Raw genomic sequence first — 12,520 nt, forward strand, 5'->3', positions numbered from 1 at the left:
GTGGCCGGATCGGCGCCCGTGCCAAACACTGCGGTCACCCTGACCATCGATGGGGTGGAGCGAACCGCCTCGGTCGAACCACGCGATCTGCTGGTCCTGGCGCTGCGCGAGAAGTTCGGCGCAACCGCCCCGCATGTCGGTTGCGAGAGTGGGCGCTGCGGCGCCTGCACGGTTCTGCTCGACGGAACTCCGGTCAAGAGCTGCATGATGCTGGCGGTCCAGGTGAATGGGTCTGAAGTGACGACCGCAGCGGGCCTTGGACCACACCGGATCGGGTCCGCCCTGCAGGCGGCATTCAAGGCGGCGCATGGCCTTCAATGCGGCTATTGCACGCCGGGAATGCTGGCGAGCGCCAGCGGCCTCCTGGCGAAGAACCCCAATCCGAACGAGGATGAGGTGCGCCAGGCGCTGCGCGGGAATCTGTGCCGTTGCACGGGATACCAGCATATCCTCGACGCCGTGCTGCTCGCCGCCGAGAACCTGCGTGAGGCAGAGCCCGCATGACCGCCACAAGCTCATACTCCGGCGAGCTATCGGAACCCGCAGGCTGGGTCGGTCGGGCCATTGAGCGCCGGGAAGACGATCGGCTGCTAAAGGGAGCCGGGCGGTTCGTTGATGACATAGTTCTGCCCGGCCAGCTCCACGCCGCCTTCGTCCGCAGCCCGCACCCCCACGCCAGTTTTACAGAGGTGGATTTCGCAGAAGCGCTGGCCGTGCCAGGCGTTCACCTTTGCCTGAGTGCCAAGGACTTCGATCAGCTTCCGCACGTGAAGCCCAACTGGATCCTGCCACGCTCAATCCCGCGCGGCCGCCCGATCCTTGCCCAGGGCCGCGTGCGCTACGTCGGCGAGCCCGTCGCGGTGGTAATTGCCGAAAGCCTCGCTGCGGCACGCGACGCCGCGGAGCTCGTCCGGGTCGACTTCACACCCCTGCCCCATGTGCTGGACCAGCGCGACGCAATCGTGAGCGATGCGCCACGCGTGCATGACGACATGGACAGCAATGTCGCGGCGACCTTCTCCCCCGGGAATGGCGGGTTTGCGAAGGCCGCGGATGCGGCGCCGTTTCGAACCCGATTCCGACTGCGCAACCAGCGCCTAGTTCCCTTCTCGATCGAGGGGCGAGCGGTCAACGCGGACTACGACACGGTGACAGGGCGCATGACGCTCAACATCGCGCAACAACTGCCGCATATGGCGCGGCGAATGGTAGCCGAGACGATCGGTTTCCCGGAAAATCGCCTGCGCGTCATCTCACCCGATGTCGGTGGCGGGTTCGGGCCCAAGATGCACGTCTATCAGGAAGAGGCGGTCTGTGCGCTCGCCTCGATGAAGCTCGGACGGCCGGTCAAATGGACCGAAAGCCGATCCGAGAACGTGTGCAACACCACCCATGGCCGCGATCACGAGATGCAAGTCGACGTGGCCTATGACCACGAAGGCAAACTGCTGGCACTTAGGATCGAAAGCCTCGCCAACATCGGTGCCTACATGTCGAGCATGGGATCGGGCATTCCCACGGTGAACGTCGGCTTGTTCGTCATGGGCGTTTACGAGATTCCGTCGGTCGAGGTCGATATCAAGTGCCTCTATACCCATACCCCCCCGGTCGACGCCTATCGCGGAGCCGGCCGCCCAGAAGCCAGCTATGTCATCGAACGGACGATCGATCGCGTCGCGCATGAGCTCGGCCTCGACCCCGCGGAAGTCCGACGTCGCAACTTCCTGACCGAAAACCAGATCCCGCGCCGCCAGCCGACAGGAGCGATGATCGACAGCGGCCGCTATCACCACACGCTCGAAGATGCGCTGCGCCGCGCGGACTACGACGAATTCCGCCAGGCACAGGCCAAGGCCCGCACTGACGGCGAACTGACAGGCATCGGCATCGCCAATTATACCGAGAGCTGCGGCGTCGGGCCCGGGCAGGTCCAGAAGCTCGTCGGCTTCGATCGCGGCGGCTATGAGAGCGCGCGCGTGCGCATGACTTCGGACGGCGGCGCGATGGTCTTCTCCGGCTCGCATAGCCATGGCCAGGGCCACAAGACCGTATTCGCACAGATTGCCGCCGACGAACTTGGCATCTCGCCCGACCGGATCGAGGTCATCCAAGGCGATACCGACAGCGTGCCGCAAGGCGTCGGCACCTTCAATTCGCGCTCGATCCCGGTTGGGGGAAGTGCGGTGAAGGTCGCGGCCGGCAGGGTGGCCGATCGCATCCGGCGCTTGGCCGCCCATCTCCTGCAGGTCGAAGTTGATGCCCTGCAACGTGAAGGCGACGTGTTCCGTGCACCCGATGGCGGGGTCATCGCCTTTTCCGAAGTCTGCCACGCCGCATGGACCGGCCACAACGTTCCTGCCGATCTCGGGGTAGGCCTGGAAGAAACCGAGTTCTACCATCCTACCTCCATGTCCGCCCCCTACGGGGCGCATATCGCGCAGGTCCGGATCGATCGTGAGACGGGCGAAATCGCCCTGGAACGTTACGTGGCGGTCGACGACTGCGGCACGGTCATCAATCCCCTGCTGGCCCGCGGCCAGGTGCATGGCGGCCTGGCACAAGGCATTGGCCAAGCACTGTGGGAAGACGGTACACCCGAAGCGGACGGCGGCATAATCCTTGATACGCCGATCCCCCGCTTCGACATGCTGCCGCGCTTCGAGACTTCGCACACAGTCACCGAAAGCTGGACCAATCCGCTAGGCGCAAAGGGACTGGGCGAGGCCGGGGCGATTGGCGCTCCGCCGGCAATCGTCAATGCCGCAATCGATGCCCTGTGGCACCTTGGCGTGCACGAGATCGACATGCCGCTGACCCCTGCACGGATCCTTGCCGCGATCGATGCTGCCGAACAGGAGTCGGCACAATGATCCCTGCGACCTTCAGCTATGCAGCGCCGAAGAGCCCGCAGGAAGCGCTCGACCTTCTCTCCGCGCATTTAGGCTCGATGATCCTTGCCGGTGGGCACACGCTCCTCACCGCGCTCAAGCAGCGCAAGGCGCGTGCCGCCATGCTCGTCGACATCGCGCATGTCGGGCTCGACCGGCTCGAGATCGACGACCAAGGCAATCTAGTGATCGGCGCCGCCGTGAAGCAGGCGGCCCTGGCAGAGTTCTGCAATCGGAATGGCTGGGCCCTACTGGCCGAAATCGGGGCAAAGTCCGGCGATCCGATGATCCGTGCGCGTGGCACTTTCGTGGGCGCGCTATGTGCGGCCGAGCCAGGCGGTGACTGGGCAGCAGGAGCCCTCGCGCTCGATACCGAGATCAGGCTGCTGACCCAGGATGGCGAGCGGATGATGCGGCTGGGCGGCTACCTGGCCGATCCTAAGCCTGGGCCGCATCTTGTTCTGGAAGCAATCATCCCTGCATCAATGCGCGACAGGCCGCAGGGATATGAGAAGGTCAAACACGCCGCGATCGGCTGGTCGATTGCCAGCGTCGCGCATGTCCGGGCCGAAATAGGCCTGCAGGTAGCAGTATCGGGTGCACTGGCCCGCCCGCAGCGGCTGCCAATACTCGAGCAGCGCGACATGGCCAGTTTCGAGCAAGCCGAGCTGGATGCCGCCATCGCCAACGCGCTCGATCAATTGTCATTCGTCGGTGATCGCTACGCACCTGCCGACTGGCGGAAGAGACGGCTTGGTCTGCTGCTCCGCGACGTCTTCCAATCCCAAAACACAGAGGCACCAGCATGAGTCAATCCGCCGACCAAGGCGCACCCGTCAAAGTTGAGGGCAAAGGGCCGCTGACAATCCTGACCCTCGACCGTCCGCCGCACAATCTGGTCGAGTATTCGCTGCTGCAGGGGATCATGGACGGACTTTCGGGTGCCGTCGAGCGCGGCGCACGCGCCGTCCTGCTCAAGAGCGCACTACGCAATTTCTCTGCCGGGGCGGACCTCGCAATGTTCATGCAGCCGACGGGCGATACAGGCGAGAGGCCCAAAGGCCCCAGCGTGACCGAATTCCTCGAAGCGGTCGAATCCACGCCCATCCCGATTGTTACCGCGATCCACGGCGTATGCTTGGGCGGCGGGCTCGAGATAGCCCTCACCACCGACTACATCATCGCCGCGCGTTCATCCCGCATCGGGTCGGTTGAGGTGACGCTCGGCCTCGCACCGATCATGGGCGGCGTCCAGCGGCAGGTCGAACGGATCGGCCTGGTGCGTGCCAAGGAAATGTCGATGCTTGGGCGGCGCTACGATCCCGAGACGCTGGCTGCATGGGGGTTGATCAATGCCGTCGTCGATGACGACAAGCTGGAAGGTGCCGCGCTGGCTATTGCCGAGGAGTTCGCCAATGGGCCGACCGTTTCCACCGGATCAACCAAGGCACTTGCCCGTCTGGCCGCGAATGAGGGCATTGCGGCAGCCGATGCGGCCATGGCCGAGTTGCAGAAGCCGATCTGGAAGTCGGATGACCTCAAGACCGGGCTCGATTCCTTTATGAAGCGCGGGCCCGGACAGGCCCGGTTTGCGGGGCGCTGATGGCCGGGCCGCTTTCCGGACTCAAGGTCGTCGACTTCAGCCGCGTCCTCGCTGGGCCATTGTGCTCGCGTACGCTCCTCGATCTCGGGGCGGACGTGACCAAGGTGGAGCCACCGATGGGTGACGTCACCCGCTACGCCGCGCCGACCACGGGCGCGATGTCGGGCTATTTTGCCCAGCAGAATGCAGGCAAACGCAATGTCTGCCTCGACCTCAACGTCCCGGCTGCACGCGAAATCGCGCTGCGCCTGTGCGATGGCGCAGATATCGTGGTCGAGAATTTCCGGGCTGGTGCGCTGGCCAGTTTCGGACTCGATTATGCCAGCGTTGCAGCGCGCAATCCGGCTGTGATCTACTGCTCGATCACCGGATATGGGCAGGGTGGCCCATGGCGTAGCCGAATGGCCTATGCGCCCACCGTCCAGGCTGAGGCCGGATTCACTGCCACCAGCGAAGTGCATTACGGCGACAAGCTCACCGCGCCCGCCACGGACAGCCTTAGCCATGCCGACGTCTATGCCGGGTTGCAGGGGGTGATCGCGATCCTCGCCGCGCTCAATGCGCGCAACCAGACTGGCAAGGGCCAGTATATCGACGTGGCCATGGCCGCGACGCTGCTAGCGGTGAATGAGAAGGCCCATATCGCGCTTTCAGGCCTCGATATCGGCGACGAACCTCCGGTTCTCGGCGCCACCGACTGCCCCTTCTTTACCGGGCCCGACGGTGAACGGATCATTGTGGCTTCGAGCATCATCGGCAGCCTGACATTCCGCTTCTTCCTGTCGGCGATGCGCCGCGCCGACCTGGCCAAGGACCCCCGCTTTGCGACAGCGGCGGACCGGCGCAAGAACCTGCCCGAGTTGCATGCGATCATCCAGCGATGGATCGACGGCTTCCCGAACAAGCGCGCGCTCGACGCACAATTCGACGAAGCCAAGATCGCCATGGGCGAAGTGCGCACGATGCAGCAGCTCGCCGAATCGGAGTGGGCGGACTACTGGGGCGCGACGCATAAGGTGCCTGATCGCGCCGGCGGCGAATATACGCTCCCGGGTCGGCCATGGCGCTTCTCCGAAAGCGCGCTCGATGCGCCCGGCGCACCCGCATTCCAGGGCGAGCACAATGACGCGATCTGTCGTGAACTGGGCTTCTCCGAAATCCAGATTGCCAGCGCCCGCAAGGCCCGCGGTCTGCTCGCCCCGCGAGTGCCCGAGGCGGCTGGATCCAAAGCGGCAAGGCAATGATCCCGAATCTTGCGCTGGGAATCATGCCGAGCGGCCTTGTCGCGCGGATAGACGGTTTCGCTATCGGGCTTCTCGACCTCGCCCGGGTCGGCGAATTGCCCGTCACAAAAAGCGAACACACGCTGTTGGGCGAGACACACCTCAACGCGTTCCTGGCACTGGGCCCGCAACGGCACCGGGAAATCTATGAGGCCCTTTACCAATTGCGGGTTCGCAACCCGGACCGCCTTTGGTCCATTGGACAGCCCATCGAGAAAGCGCCAATTCAACTTGGGCTCGCTCCGGGGGACTTCGTCGATTTCTACGCCAGCCGGCACCATGCCGCACGCTGCGCGCGACTGACCGGCAACGCGGACCTGCTGCCCGAGGCCTGGGATTGGATGCCGCTGGCCTATCATGGTCGCACCGCCGGCATTGTAGGCAGTAACGCCAAGATCAACCGGCCTTCAGGCTGGATGAACGGCAGGACCGGTTGGGCCCTTCAAGCAAGCCGCATGCTCGATTACGAGATGGAGCTTGGCTTCGTCATGCGTCATTCGACGGAGCCTGGCGAGCAACTTACTGTAAATGATTTCGACGATGCGGTCTTTGGCGCGGTGCTGGTCATCGACTGGAGCGCGCGCGACCTCCAGGGCAATGAGGCAAAGCCGCTCGGCCCGTTTCACTCCAAGGCCTTTGCCACGCAGGTCGGCCACTGGATCGTCCCGCTCGAAGTGCTGGCCCGATGCAGTGAGCCTGCTGACGACCTTCGTCCCAAAGGGCGCCGCCCCGCCAAAGGCAACATCTACGACATTCGGTTCGAAGCAATGCTCAAGTCCCGCAAGGGGCAGTCTGCCGTCGCCGGTTCCGCCAATCTCAAAGATATGGGTTGGACCCCCGCCGAGATGATGGCCCACCTCACGCAAAGCGGGGCACCGGTGCGCAGCGGCGACCTGTTCGCCACCGGCACGATTTCCGGCCCAGGACGCGACGAAACCGGATGCCTGCTGGAACGCTTTGCCGAAGGAACTGCGCCCCTGATGGTTGGCGATGAGCAACGCCACTATCTGGCTGACGGCGACAAGCTGTCCGTGACCGCACATATGCAAAAGGACGGGCAGTCCATTGCATTCGACACGCTGCATGGTTCAATCGCAGCATCGCAAACACACAGGGAGCCATCGCGATGAAGGTCAAATCATTCAAGGGCATGACATGCTCGATTGCCGGAGCCCTCGAGTGGGTGGGCGACCGCTGGACCATGCTGATCCTGCGCGACCTGTTCATTGGCCTGTCGCGTTTCGAAGAGTTCCGCGAGTCGCTCGACATTCCCCCAACAACGCTATCCGATCGGCTCAAGCGGATGGTCGAGCACGGAATTGTCGAGAAGAGGCCCTATCAGAAGGCCCCTCTGCGCGAGGAGTTCATCCTGACACCCAAGGGCCGCGATTTCTGGCCGATCCTGTTGAGCATCGCCAAATGGGGTGACCGCCACGATGCCTCGGGCGCGGGTGCACCGCCCATGCGCTTCGTATCCGACAAAAGCGGTTCGGATGTTATGCTAAAACTGATCGACGAAAACGAGGGAACAGCGGTGCGCCCGTCAGACATACATATGGAAGCCGGCCCCGCCGCAGACGCGAAGGTTCACTGGCGCCTTACCCAGGGCCGCAGCCACAACCCTCGAGAAGCATGACCCGACCCCGATAGTTGGGAGGGCTTTCCTCCGGCTCGACCGTCCACTGCGAAACCGCTATCCGGTCAGCGATGACCAGCCGTGCCCCAGCCAAGCGCAAGCGCGACACCTTCCACCACGGAAATCTTCGCGAGGCTCTGCTCGAAGCCGCGATGGCAGTGCTGGACCAATCGGGCGCAGAGGCTGTCACCATCCGCGAGGTTGCCCGGCGTAGCGGTGTGTCGCACGCCGCCCCGGTCAATCACTTCCGCGATCGGACCGCGCTGCTGACTGCTGTTGCCGTCCGACTGTTCGGGGACCTGGAGACGCAGATAGGGGAACAACTCGATCGTACGGAAACCGAACCAGCGGCGCAGGTAGGAGCGTTCGCGCTAGCACTGGTGCGCTATGGGCTGGCGCATCCCTTTCGCTACGAGTTCCTCTGGCGACGCGACCTGATCGACAATTCCGACGATGCCCTGGAGCGGGCAATGAACCGGATCTACGACAGGCTGATTGCATGTATCGGAGAGATTGGCGGAAATCCGCAATGCGACGCGCATACCGTGGCTATCGCATTCTGGTCCCTGGCTCATGGATATGTCTCCATGCGAATCAATGGAAACTTCGAGCCGATTGCCGATACGGTTTCAGGGAAGGAACGCGAGAAGGCGATCGTCGATTTGCTGCTGACCGCCTTGCAATTCTAAGCCTCGCAAAGATCGGGCGCATGCCGGTGTACCGCACGGTGCGCGAATGGTCATCTTTGCTGGAAATGGAGCGGGCGAAGAGATTCGAACTCTCGACCCCAACCTTGGCAAGGTTGTGCTCTACCCCTGAGCTACGCCCGCTCACTGACGCTCCACGGATCGGCTTGATCCGTCGGGGAGGCGCGCAACTAGCAGCGCACCTTGAGTCCCGCAAGCCAAAAAAATGCATCTTATCTACCGGCCTTGCGATGGGCACGTACCTCCTTCACATTCGCGACAAAAGGCCCACATGGGGCCCACGAAATATCCGCGATGAAAGGTGAATTGCAGTGGCCACTATGGGTTTGAGCATCGACGAGCAAAAGGCCGTCGACCGGTTCCGCAAGGAGATCGTCGAACCGTCGATGACCAAGCTCGTAATCCTCGATTTTTTTGCCGAGTGGTGCGGACCCTGCAAGGCGCTCGCCCCCGTGCTGGAGAAAGTCGCTGCCGACTATGCCGACAAGGGCGTCGAACTGCGCAAGGTCGATGTCGACAAGGAACAGTTCATCGCCGCGCAGTTCCAGGTCCAGTCGATCCCCACCGTCTATGCCATGTTCCAGGGCCAGCCGGTCGCCAACCTGACCAATGCACGCAGCGAAACGCAGCTCAAGCAGGTGCTCGACCAGCTCATCAGCCAGTTGCCGATCCAGCTCGAAGATGGTGCCACCCCGGAGCAGGATGTCAGCCAGTTCGTCGCCATGGGCGAACAGGTGCTGAGTGAAGGCGATGCCGAACGCGCTGCGGGCATCTTCGCGCAGGTGGTCGAGATGGCACCCGATCATGCCGCGGCGCACGCGGGCCTGATCCGTGCATTGGCACAGGCCGGCCATGCTGATCAGGCGCAGGCTGCGCTCGCGGCGGCCGAAGCCAATCCCGCCATGTCAGGCGATCCGGCGCTGGCGCAGGCAAAGAGCACGCTCGAGCTGGCCGCGAACAAGGTCGATGACAGCGAATTAACCGCCCTGCGCGAGAAAGCCGCCGGGGGCACGATGGATGCGCGGTTCGGCTATGCCGAGGCAGCCTTCGCCGCGGGTCAGCGCGATGCGGCAGCGGACGAGCTGCTCGCCATGATCGAGGCCGACCGCGAATGGAACGACGGTGCCGCCAAGGCCAAGCTGCTGCAGATCTTCGAAGCGGTCGGGCTGGAAGACCCATGGGTCGTCGCCACCAGGCGCCGCCTGTCCAAGCTGCTGTTTGGATAAGGCGCGCGTGAGCATCCGCCTCTCGATCTTTCCCCTGCCCGGTGCGATCCTGTTCCCGGGATTGCAGCTGCCACTACACGTCTTTGAGCCGCGCTATCGCGAGCTCGTCGGCAGCGCGCTGGCCAAGAACCGGCTGATCGGGATGATCCAGCCGCAGCAGTCGCGTGAGGGCGCCCCGCTCTACGAGATCGGCTGCGTCGGGCGGATCGGCGATGTCGAAGCGATGGAAGACGGGCGCTACAACATCGTGCTCGATGGCGAGGCGCGCTTTCGCGTGATCCGCGAACTGGACGTGACCACCCCCTTCCGCCAGGTCGAGGCCGAGCTGATCGACGATCCCGAAGACGAGGTCCTCTCAAGCGCAGAACGCGGCAATTTCGAGTTCGAAGCGCGTCGCTTCGCCCAAATCCAGGGCTATTCGGTCGATTGGGATTCGGTCGAGAGGCTCGACGACGAAACGCTGATCAATGGCGTGGCTCAGATCGCCCCGTTCGATACCGCATCGAAACAGGCCCTGCTCGAAGCACCCGACCTATCGGCACGCTGCGAATTGATGATCCAGCTGATGCAGTTCTTCGCCCTGCGCGACGACGGCGACGAGATCGTGACGCTTCAGTAAAACGCGGAGGCGGGCGCGAAATCCTATAGCCCGAACGAGTTCTTCAGCCCGTCGATCACATATTGTGCGGCCAGCGCGGCGAGGAGTACGCCGAGCAGGCGGGTGATGACCGCTTCGACCCGGTCGCCGAACAGTTTCATCAGCGGGCCCGCGGCGATCAGCGCGACCATGGTCAGCAGCAGTACCGCTGCGAGCGCGGCGAGCACCACCAGCGTGCCCTCAAGGCCCTTGGCCGTGCTGGTCAATAGCATGACCGAGGCGATAGCGCCGGGCCCGGCGAGCATCGGCATGGCCATGGGGAAGACCGAAACATCCTCCACCTCGGGCGTTGCGGCGACTTTTTCTGCACGCTCTTCGCGGCGCTGGGTGCGCTTCTCGAAGACCATTTCGAAGGCGATCCAGAATAGCATCAGTCCGCCCGCAATGCGGAAGCTGTCGAGTTCGATATGCAGGGCCCCCAGCAGATCTTCGCCGAACAGCGCGAAGACGACCAGGATCGCCGCAGCGATCGCGGTCGCGCGGATCGCCATATTGCGGCGCTGGGCCTGCGTCGCGCCCTTGGTCAGCCCGGCATAGATCGGCGCGCAGCCCGGTGGGTCGATCACCACGAAGAGGGTGATGAAGGCGGAGATGAAGAGCTGGGTCATGACGGGTTGGCGTCGATGCTTTCTCGTAGGACGAACTGCCAAGCAGAACCGTCCCACATCCTTGCAACGACGCGACGGGATCGGTCGGGCTCAACTGTGACGTACCAATCCAAGGTGCCATCGTCGGAGCCTCCCTTATGGATGGAGGCACCCGGAGGACTAACAATAACTGCTGGGAATTGCTTGCCGTCACAACTGGCTATCTTTGTGCGGATAAAATCGGGTTCTACCAGCGGCTCCGCCACCATATCGCCCTGATCCATCACCCATTTGTATTCGCCATTCTTCTGACGCTGCCAAACGGTGGTGAAATAGCCGGACGTGCCGTTGGAACGCTGCCAGGCGCCGCGCGTCACCGCCAGACTGCCGTCGCAGCTCGACCAGACTTCGTGCGGTTGCCACTTCACCGCTTCGGCCGGGTCAGACTGCTTCTTGAGCCACTCTTGCGCATTCACCGGCTCGGGCACGAACATCACCGCGTCGCCGGTCGCATAGTCGCGGAACGCGGTCCATTGGCCCTTTTCCTGCGCCATGCGGGCAAAGGCGAGTTCGGTGGCGACAACCTTGCTTGGCGTCGCGGTGGGCGTCAGCAGCCGGGCATAGCGATCGTAGCGGCTGGACCCACTCGCGCAGCCTGCCAGGGCAAGAGCCAGCAGGACCGCCGCGAACCTCACAGCGCGCCCTCGGACGGCTCGAGCCCTTCGTTGCGATAGGCCGCGACGATGGTGTTGCGCAGCAGCACGGCAATCGTGGTTGCGCCAACGCCGCCCGGTACCGGGGTGATCGCGCGGACATGGCCCAATGCCTCGTCATAGGCGACATCGCCAACGATGCGGCCCTTCTCTTCCCCCGGCTCGGGATCGAGACGGTTGATCCCGCCATCGAGCACAACCGCACCGGGCTTGAGCCAGTCTCCCTTGATCAGGAACGGTACGCCGACCGCCGCGACCACGATATCCGCGCGCCGCACCACGTCGGGCAGGTTGCGCGTGCGGCTATGCGCCATGGTGACGGTGCAATTTTCCGCCAGCAGCAGCTGCGCCATCGGCTTGCCGAACAGGATCGAGCGACCAATAACGACCGCGTCCATCCCGCTCAAATCGCCCAGCATGTCTTTCAGGATCATGGTGCAGCCGAGCGGGGTGCAGGACACCAGCGCATCCATTCCCAGCACCAGCCGTCCGGCATTTGCCGGAGTGATGCCGTCGACATCTTTGTCGGGATCGATCTCCGCAATCACGGCCTTTTCGTCGAGATGCTTGGGCAAGGGCAGCTGGACGAGGATGCCGTCTACCGTGCGATCGGCATTGAGCTTGCGCACCAGCGCGACGAGTTCATCCTGCGGCGTGTCTGCCGGCAGGCGATACTCGAAACTTTCCATGCCCGCCGCGACGGTCGCCTTGCCCTTGCTGCGGACATAGACCTGGCTGGCGGGATCTTCGCCCACCAGCACCACGGCAAGCCCCGCCTTGCGCCCAGTCGATGCCGCAAACTTCGCCGCATGCTCGCCAACGCGTGCACGCAGTTTGGCGGCGAAGGCCTTCCCGTCGATAACCTCAGCCGTCATCTCAATAGGGCCCCAGGCCCACGAGGATACGGATGAAGATCCAGATGCCAAGCAACAGCACCATGGGCGAGAAATCGACCGCACCCGTATCGGGCATGATCCGCCGGATCGGATTGAGCAGCGGGGCCAGCAGCCGGTTGATCGCGTCGTAAACGCTGTAGAGGAACGGCTGGCGGGGATCGACGATGTTGAAGGCAAACAGCAGGCCGATGATGATCCAGACGATGACGATCATGTTGAGCGTCTGCGACAGCATGATCAGGATATCGATGATGGTATTCATGAAGTCTGCGTTCCCGTTGGTTTAACCTCACCCAGTGCCCTACAAGAGCAATACGCCCTTC

General features: G+C 63.4%; 14 protein-coding genes and 1 tRNA gene. 10 read left to right on the forward strand and 5 right to left on the reverse strand.

Going from position 1 to position 12,520, the window contains the following annotated elements; translation table 11 throughout:
* From HQR01_RS04260 to HQR01_RS04295, 8 genes are all read left to right on the forward strand, one after another.
* Complete coding sequence (locus HQR01_RS04260; RefSeq protein ID WP_234030244.1) at positions 1-504, forward strand: (2Fe-2S)-binding protein; 504 nt, start codon at positions 1-3, stop codon at positions 502-504.
* Positions 501-2,870: a xanthine dehydrogenase family protein molybdopterin-binding subunit gene (locus HQR01_RS04265; RefSeq protein ID WP_173212852.1), complete on the forward strand. Its 2,370-nt coding sequence runs from the start codon at positions 501-503 to the stop codon at positions 2,868-2,870. Before HQR01_RS04260 ends, HQR01_RS04265 begins: the two co-directional genes overlap by 4 nt.
* Entirely contained in the window at positions 2,867-3,697 is an 831-nt protein-coding gene (locus HQR01_RS04270) for an FAD binding domain-containing protein (RefSeq protein WP_173212853.1), read from the forward strand. The genes HQR01_RS04265 and HQR01_RS04270 overlap by 4 nt, the downstream gene beginning before the upstream one ends.
* Positions 3,694-4,491: an enoyl-CoA hydratase/isomerase family protein gene (locus HQR01_RS04275; protein ID WP_173212855.1), complete on the forward strand. Its 798-nt coding sequence runs from the start codon at positions 3,694-3,696 to the stop codon at positions 4,489-4,491. The genes HQR01_RS04270 and HQR01_RS04275 overlap by 4 nt, the downstream gene beginning before the upstream one ends.
* Positions 4,491-5,735 carry a CaiB/BaiF CoA transferase family protein gene (locus HQR01_RS04280; protein WP_173212857.1) on the forward strand — a complete coding sequence of 415 codons (1,245 nt, stop codon included), beginning with the start codon at positions 4,491-4,493 and terminating at the stop codon, positions 5,733-5,735. The genes HQR01_RS04275 and HQR01_RS04280 overlap by 1 nt, the downstream gene beginning before the upstream one ends.
* Complete coding sequence (locus HQR01_RS04285; RefSeq protein WP_173212865.1) at positions 5,732-6,904, forward strand: fumarylacetoacetate hydrolase family protein; 1,173 nt, start codon at positions 5,732-5,734, stop codon at positions 6,902-6,904. Before HQR01_RS04280 ends, HQR01_RS04285 begins: the two co-directional genes overlap by 4 nt.
* The gene (locus HQR01_RS04290) at positions 6,901-7,410 is read left to right on the forward strand and encodes a winged helix-turn-helix transcriptional regulator (RefSeq protein WP_173212867.1); all 510 of its coding nucleotides are present in this window, start codon (positions 6,901-6,903) and stop codon (positions 7,408-7,410) included. Before HQR01_RS04285 ends, HQR01_RS04290 begins: the two co-directional genes overlap by 4 nt.
* A gap of 71 nt (positions 7,411-7,481) precedes the next feature.
* The gene (locus tag HQR01_RS04295) at positions 7,482-8,099 is read left to right on the forward strand and encodes a TetR/AcrR family transcriptional regulator (protein WP_173212869.1); all 618 of its coding nucleotides are present in this window, start codon (positions 7,482-7,484) and stop codon (positions 8,097-8,099) included.
* 66 nt (positions 8,100-8,165) lie between these two features.
* Here HQR01_RS04295 and HQR01_RS04300 read toward each other — a convergent pair.
* Positions 8,166-8,240, reverse strand: a tRNA-Gly gene (locus tag HQR01_RS04300).
* 197 nt (positions 8,241-8,437) lie between these two features.
* On the opposite strand from HQR01_RS04300, the gene HQR01_RS04305 reads away from it, so the two are divergent.
* Positions 8,438-9,343: a tetratricopeptide repeat protein gene (locus tag HQR01_RS04305; RefSeq protein ID WP_173216124.1), complete on the forward strand. Its 906-nt coding sequence runs from the start codon at positions 8,438-8,440 to the stop codon at positions 9,341-9,343.
* 13 nt (positions 9,344-9,356) lie between these two features.
* Positions 9,357-9,962 carry an LON peptidase substrate-binding domain-containing protein gene (locus HQR01_RS04310; RefSeq protein WP_173216126.1) on the forward strand — a complete coding sequence of 202 codons (606 nt, stop codon included), beginning with the start codon at positions 9,357-9,359 and terminating at the stop codon, positions 9,960-9,962.
* A 23-nt stretch (positions 9,963-9,985) separates the two neighbouring features.
* On the opposite strand, the gene HQR01_RS04315 is transcribed toward HQR01_RS04310, so the two are convergent.
* Genes HQR01_RS04315 through HQR01_RS04330 form a run of 4 tightly spaced genes read right to left on the reverse strand, consistent with a single transcriptional unit; the run spans position 9,986 to position 12,459 of the window.
* Positions 9,986-10,609 carry a MarC family protein gene (locus tag HQR01_RS04315; protein WP_173212871.1) on the reverse strand — a complete coding sequence of 208 codons (624 nt, stop codon included), beginning with the start codon at positions 10,607-10,609 and terminating at the stop codon, positions 9,986-9,988.
* Positions 10,606-11,283 carry a Cif family virulence factor gene (locus tag HQR01_RS04320; protein ID WP_173212873.1) on the reverse strand — a complete coding sequence of 226 codons (678 nt, stop codon included), beginning with the start codon at positions 11,281-11,283 and terminating at the stop codon, positions 10,606-10,608. The genes HQR01_RS04315 and HQR01_RS04320 overlap by 4 nt, the downstream gene beginning before the upstream one ends.
* Positions 11,280-12,176, reverse strand: coding sequence for a bifunctional methylenetetrahydrofolate dehydrogenase/methenyltetrahydrofolate cyclohydrolase FolD (folD, locus tag HQR01_RS04325; protein WP_173212874.1), 897 nt, complete (start codon positions 12,174-12,176; stop codon positions 11,280-11,282). The genes HQR01_RS04320 and folD overlap by 4 nt, the downstream gene beginning before the upstream one ends.
* 1 nt (position 12,177) lies before the next feature.
* On the reverse strand, positions 12,178-12,459 hold the full coding sequence (locus HQR01_RS04330) for a YggT family protein (protein ID WP_173212876.1): 282 nt from the start codon (positions 12,457-12,459) through the stop codon (positions 12,178-12,180).
* Positions 12,460-12,520 lie beyond the last annotated feature (61 nt).

It is taken from the genome of Erythrobacter mangrovi, assembly GCF_013260645.1.
Taxonomy (GTDB): domain Bacteria; phylum Pseudomonadota; class Alphaproteobacteria; order Sphingomonadales; family Sphingomonadaceae; genus Qipengyuania; species Qipengyuania mangrovi.

Excerpts from the sequence above, each read along its gene's own strand:
- HQR01_RS04265 (WP_173212852.1), top strand. The coding sequence starts at position 501 with ATGACCGCCACAAGCTCATACTCCGGCGAGCTATCGGAACCCGCAGGC.
- HQR01_RS04270 (WP_173212853.1), top strand. The coding sequence starts at position 2,867 with ATGATCCCTGCGACCTTCAGCTATGCAGCGCCGAAGAGCCCGCAGGAA.
- HQR01_RS04275 (WP_173212855.1), top strand. The coding sequence starts at position 3,694 with ATGAGTCAATCCGCCGACCAAGGCGCACCCGTCAAAGTTGAGGGCAAA.
- HQR01_RS04280 (WP_173212857.1), top strand. The coding sequence starts at position 4,491 with ATGGCCGGGCCGCTTTCCGGACTCAAGGTCGTCGACTTCAGCCGCGTC.
- HQR01_RS04285 (WP_173212865.1), top strand. The coding sequence starts at position 5,732 with ATGATCCCGAATCTTGCGCTGGGAATCATGCCGAGCGGCCTTGTCGCG.
- HQR01_RS04290 (WP_173212867.1), top strand. The coding sequence starts at position 6,901 with ATGAAGGTCAAATCATTCAAGGGCATGACATGCTCGATTGCCGGAGCC.
- HQR01_RS04295 (WP_173212869.1), top strand. The coding sequence starts at position 7,482 with ATGACCAGCCGTGCCCCAGCCAAGCGCAAGCGCGACACCTTCCACCAC.
- HQR01_RS04305 (WP_173216124.1), top strand. The coding sequence starts at position 8,438 with ATGGGTTTGAGCATCGACGAGCAAAAGGCCGTCGACCGGTTCCGCAAG.
- HQR01_RS04315 (WP_173212871.1), bottom strand. The coding sequence starts at position 10,609 with ATGACCCAGCTCTTCATCTCCGCCTTCATCACCCTCTTCGTGGTGATC.
- folD (WP_173212874.1), bottom strand. The coding sequence starts at position 12,176 with ATGACGGCTGAGGTTATCGACGGGAAGGCCTTCGCCGCCAAACTGCGT.
- HQR01_RS04330 (WP_173212876.1), bottom strand. The coding sequence starts at position 12,459 with ATGAATACCATCATCGATATCCTGATCATGCTGTCGCAGACGCTCAAC.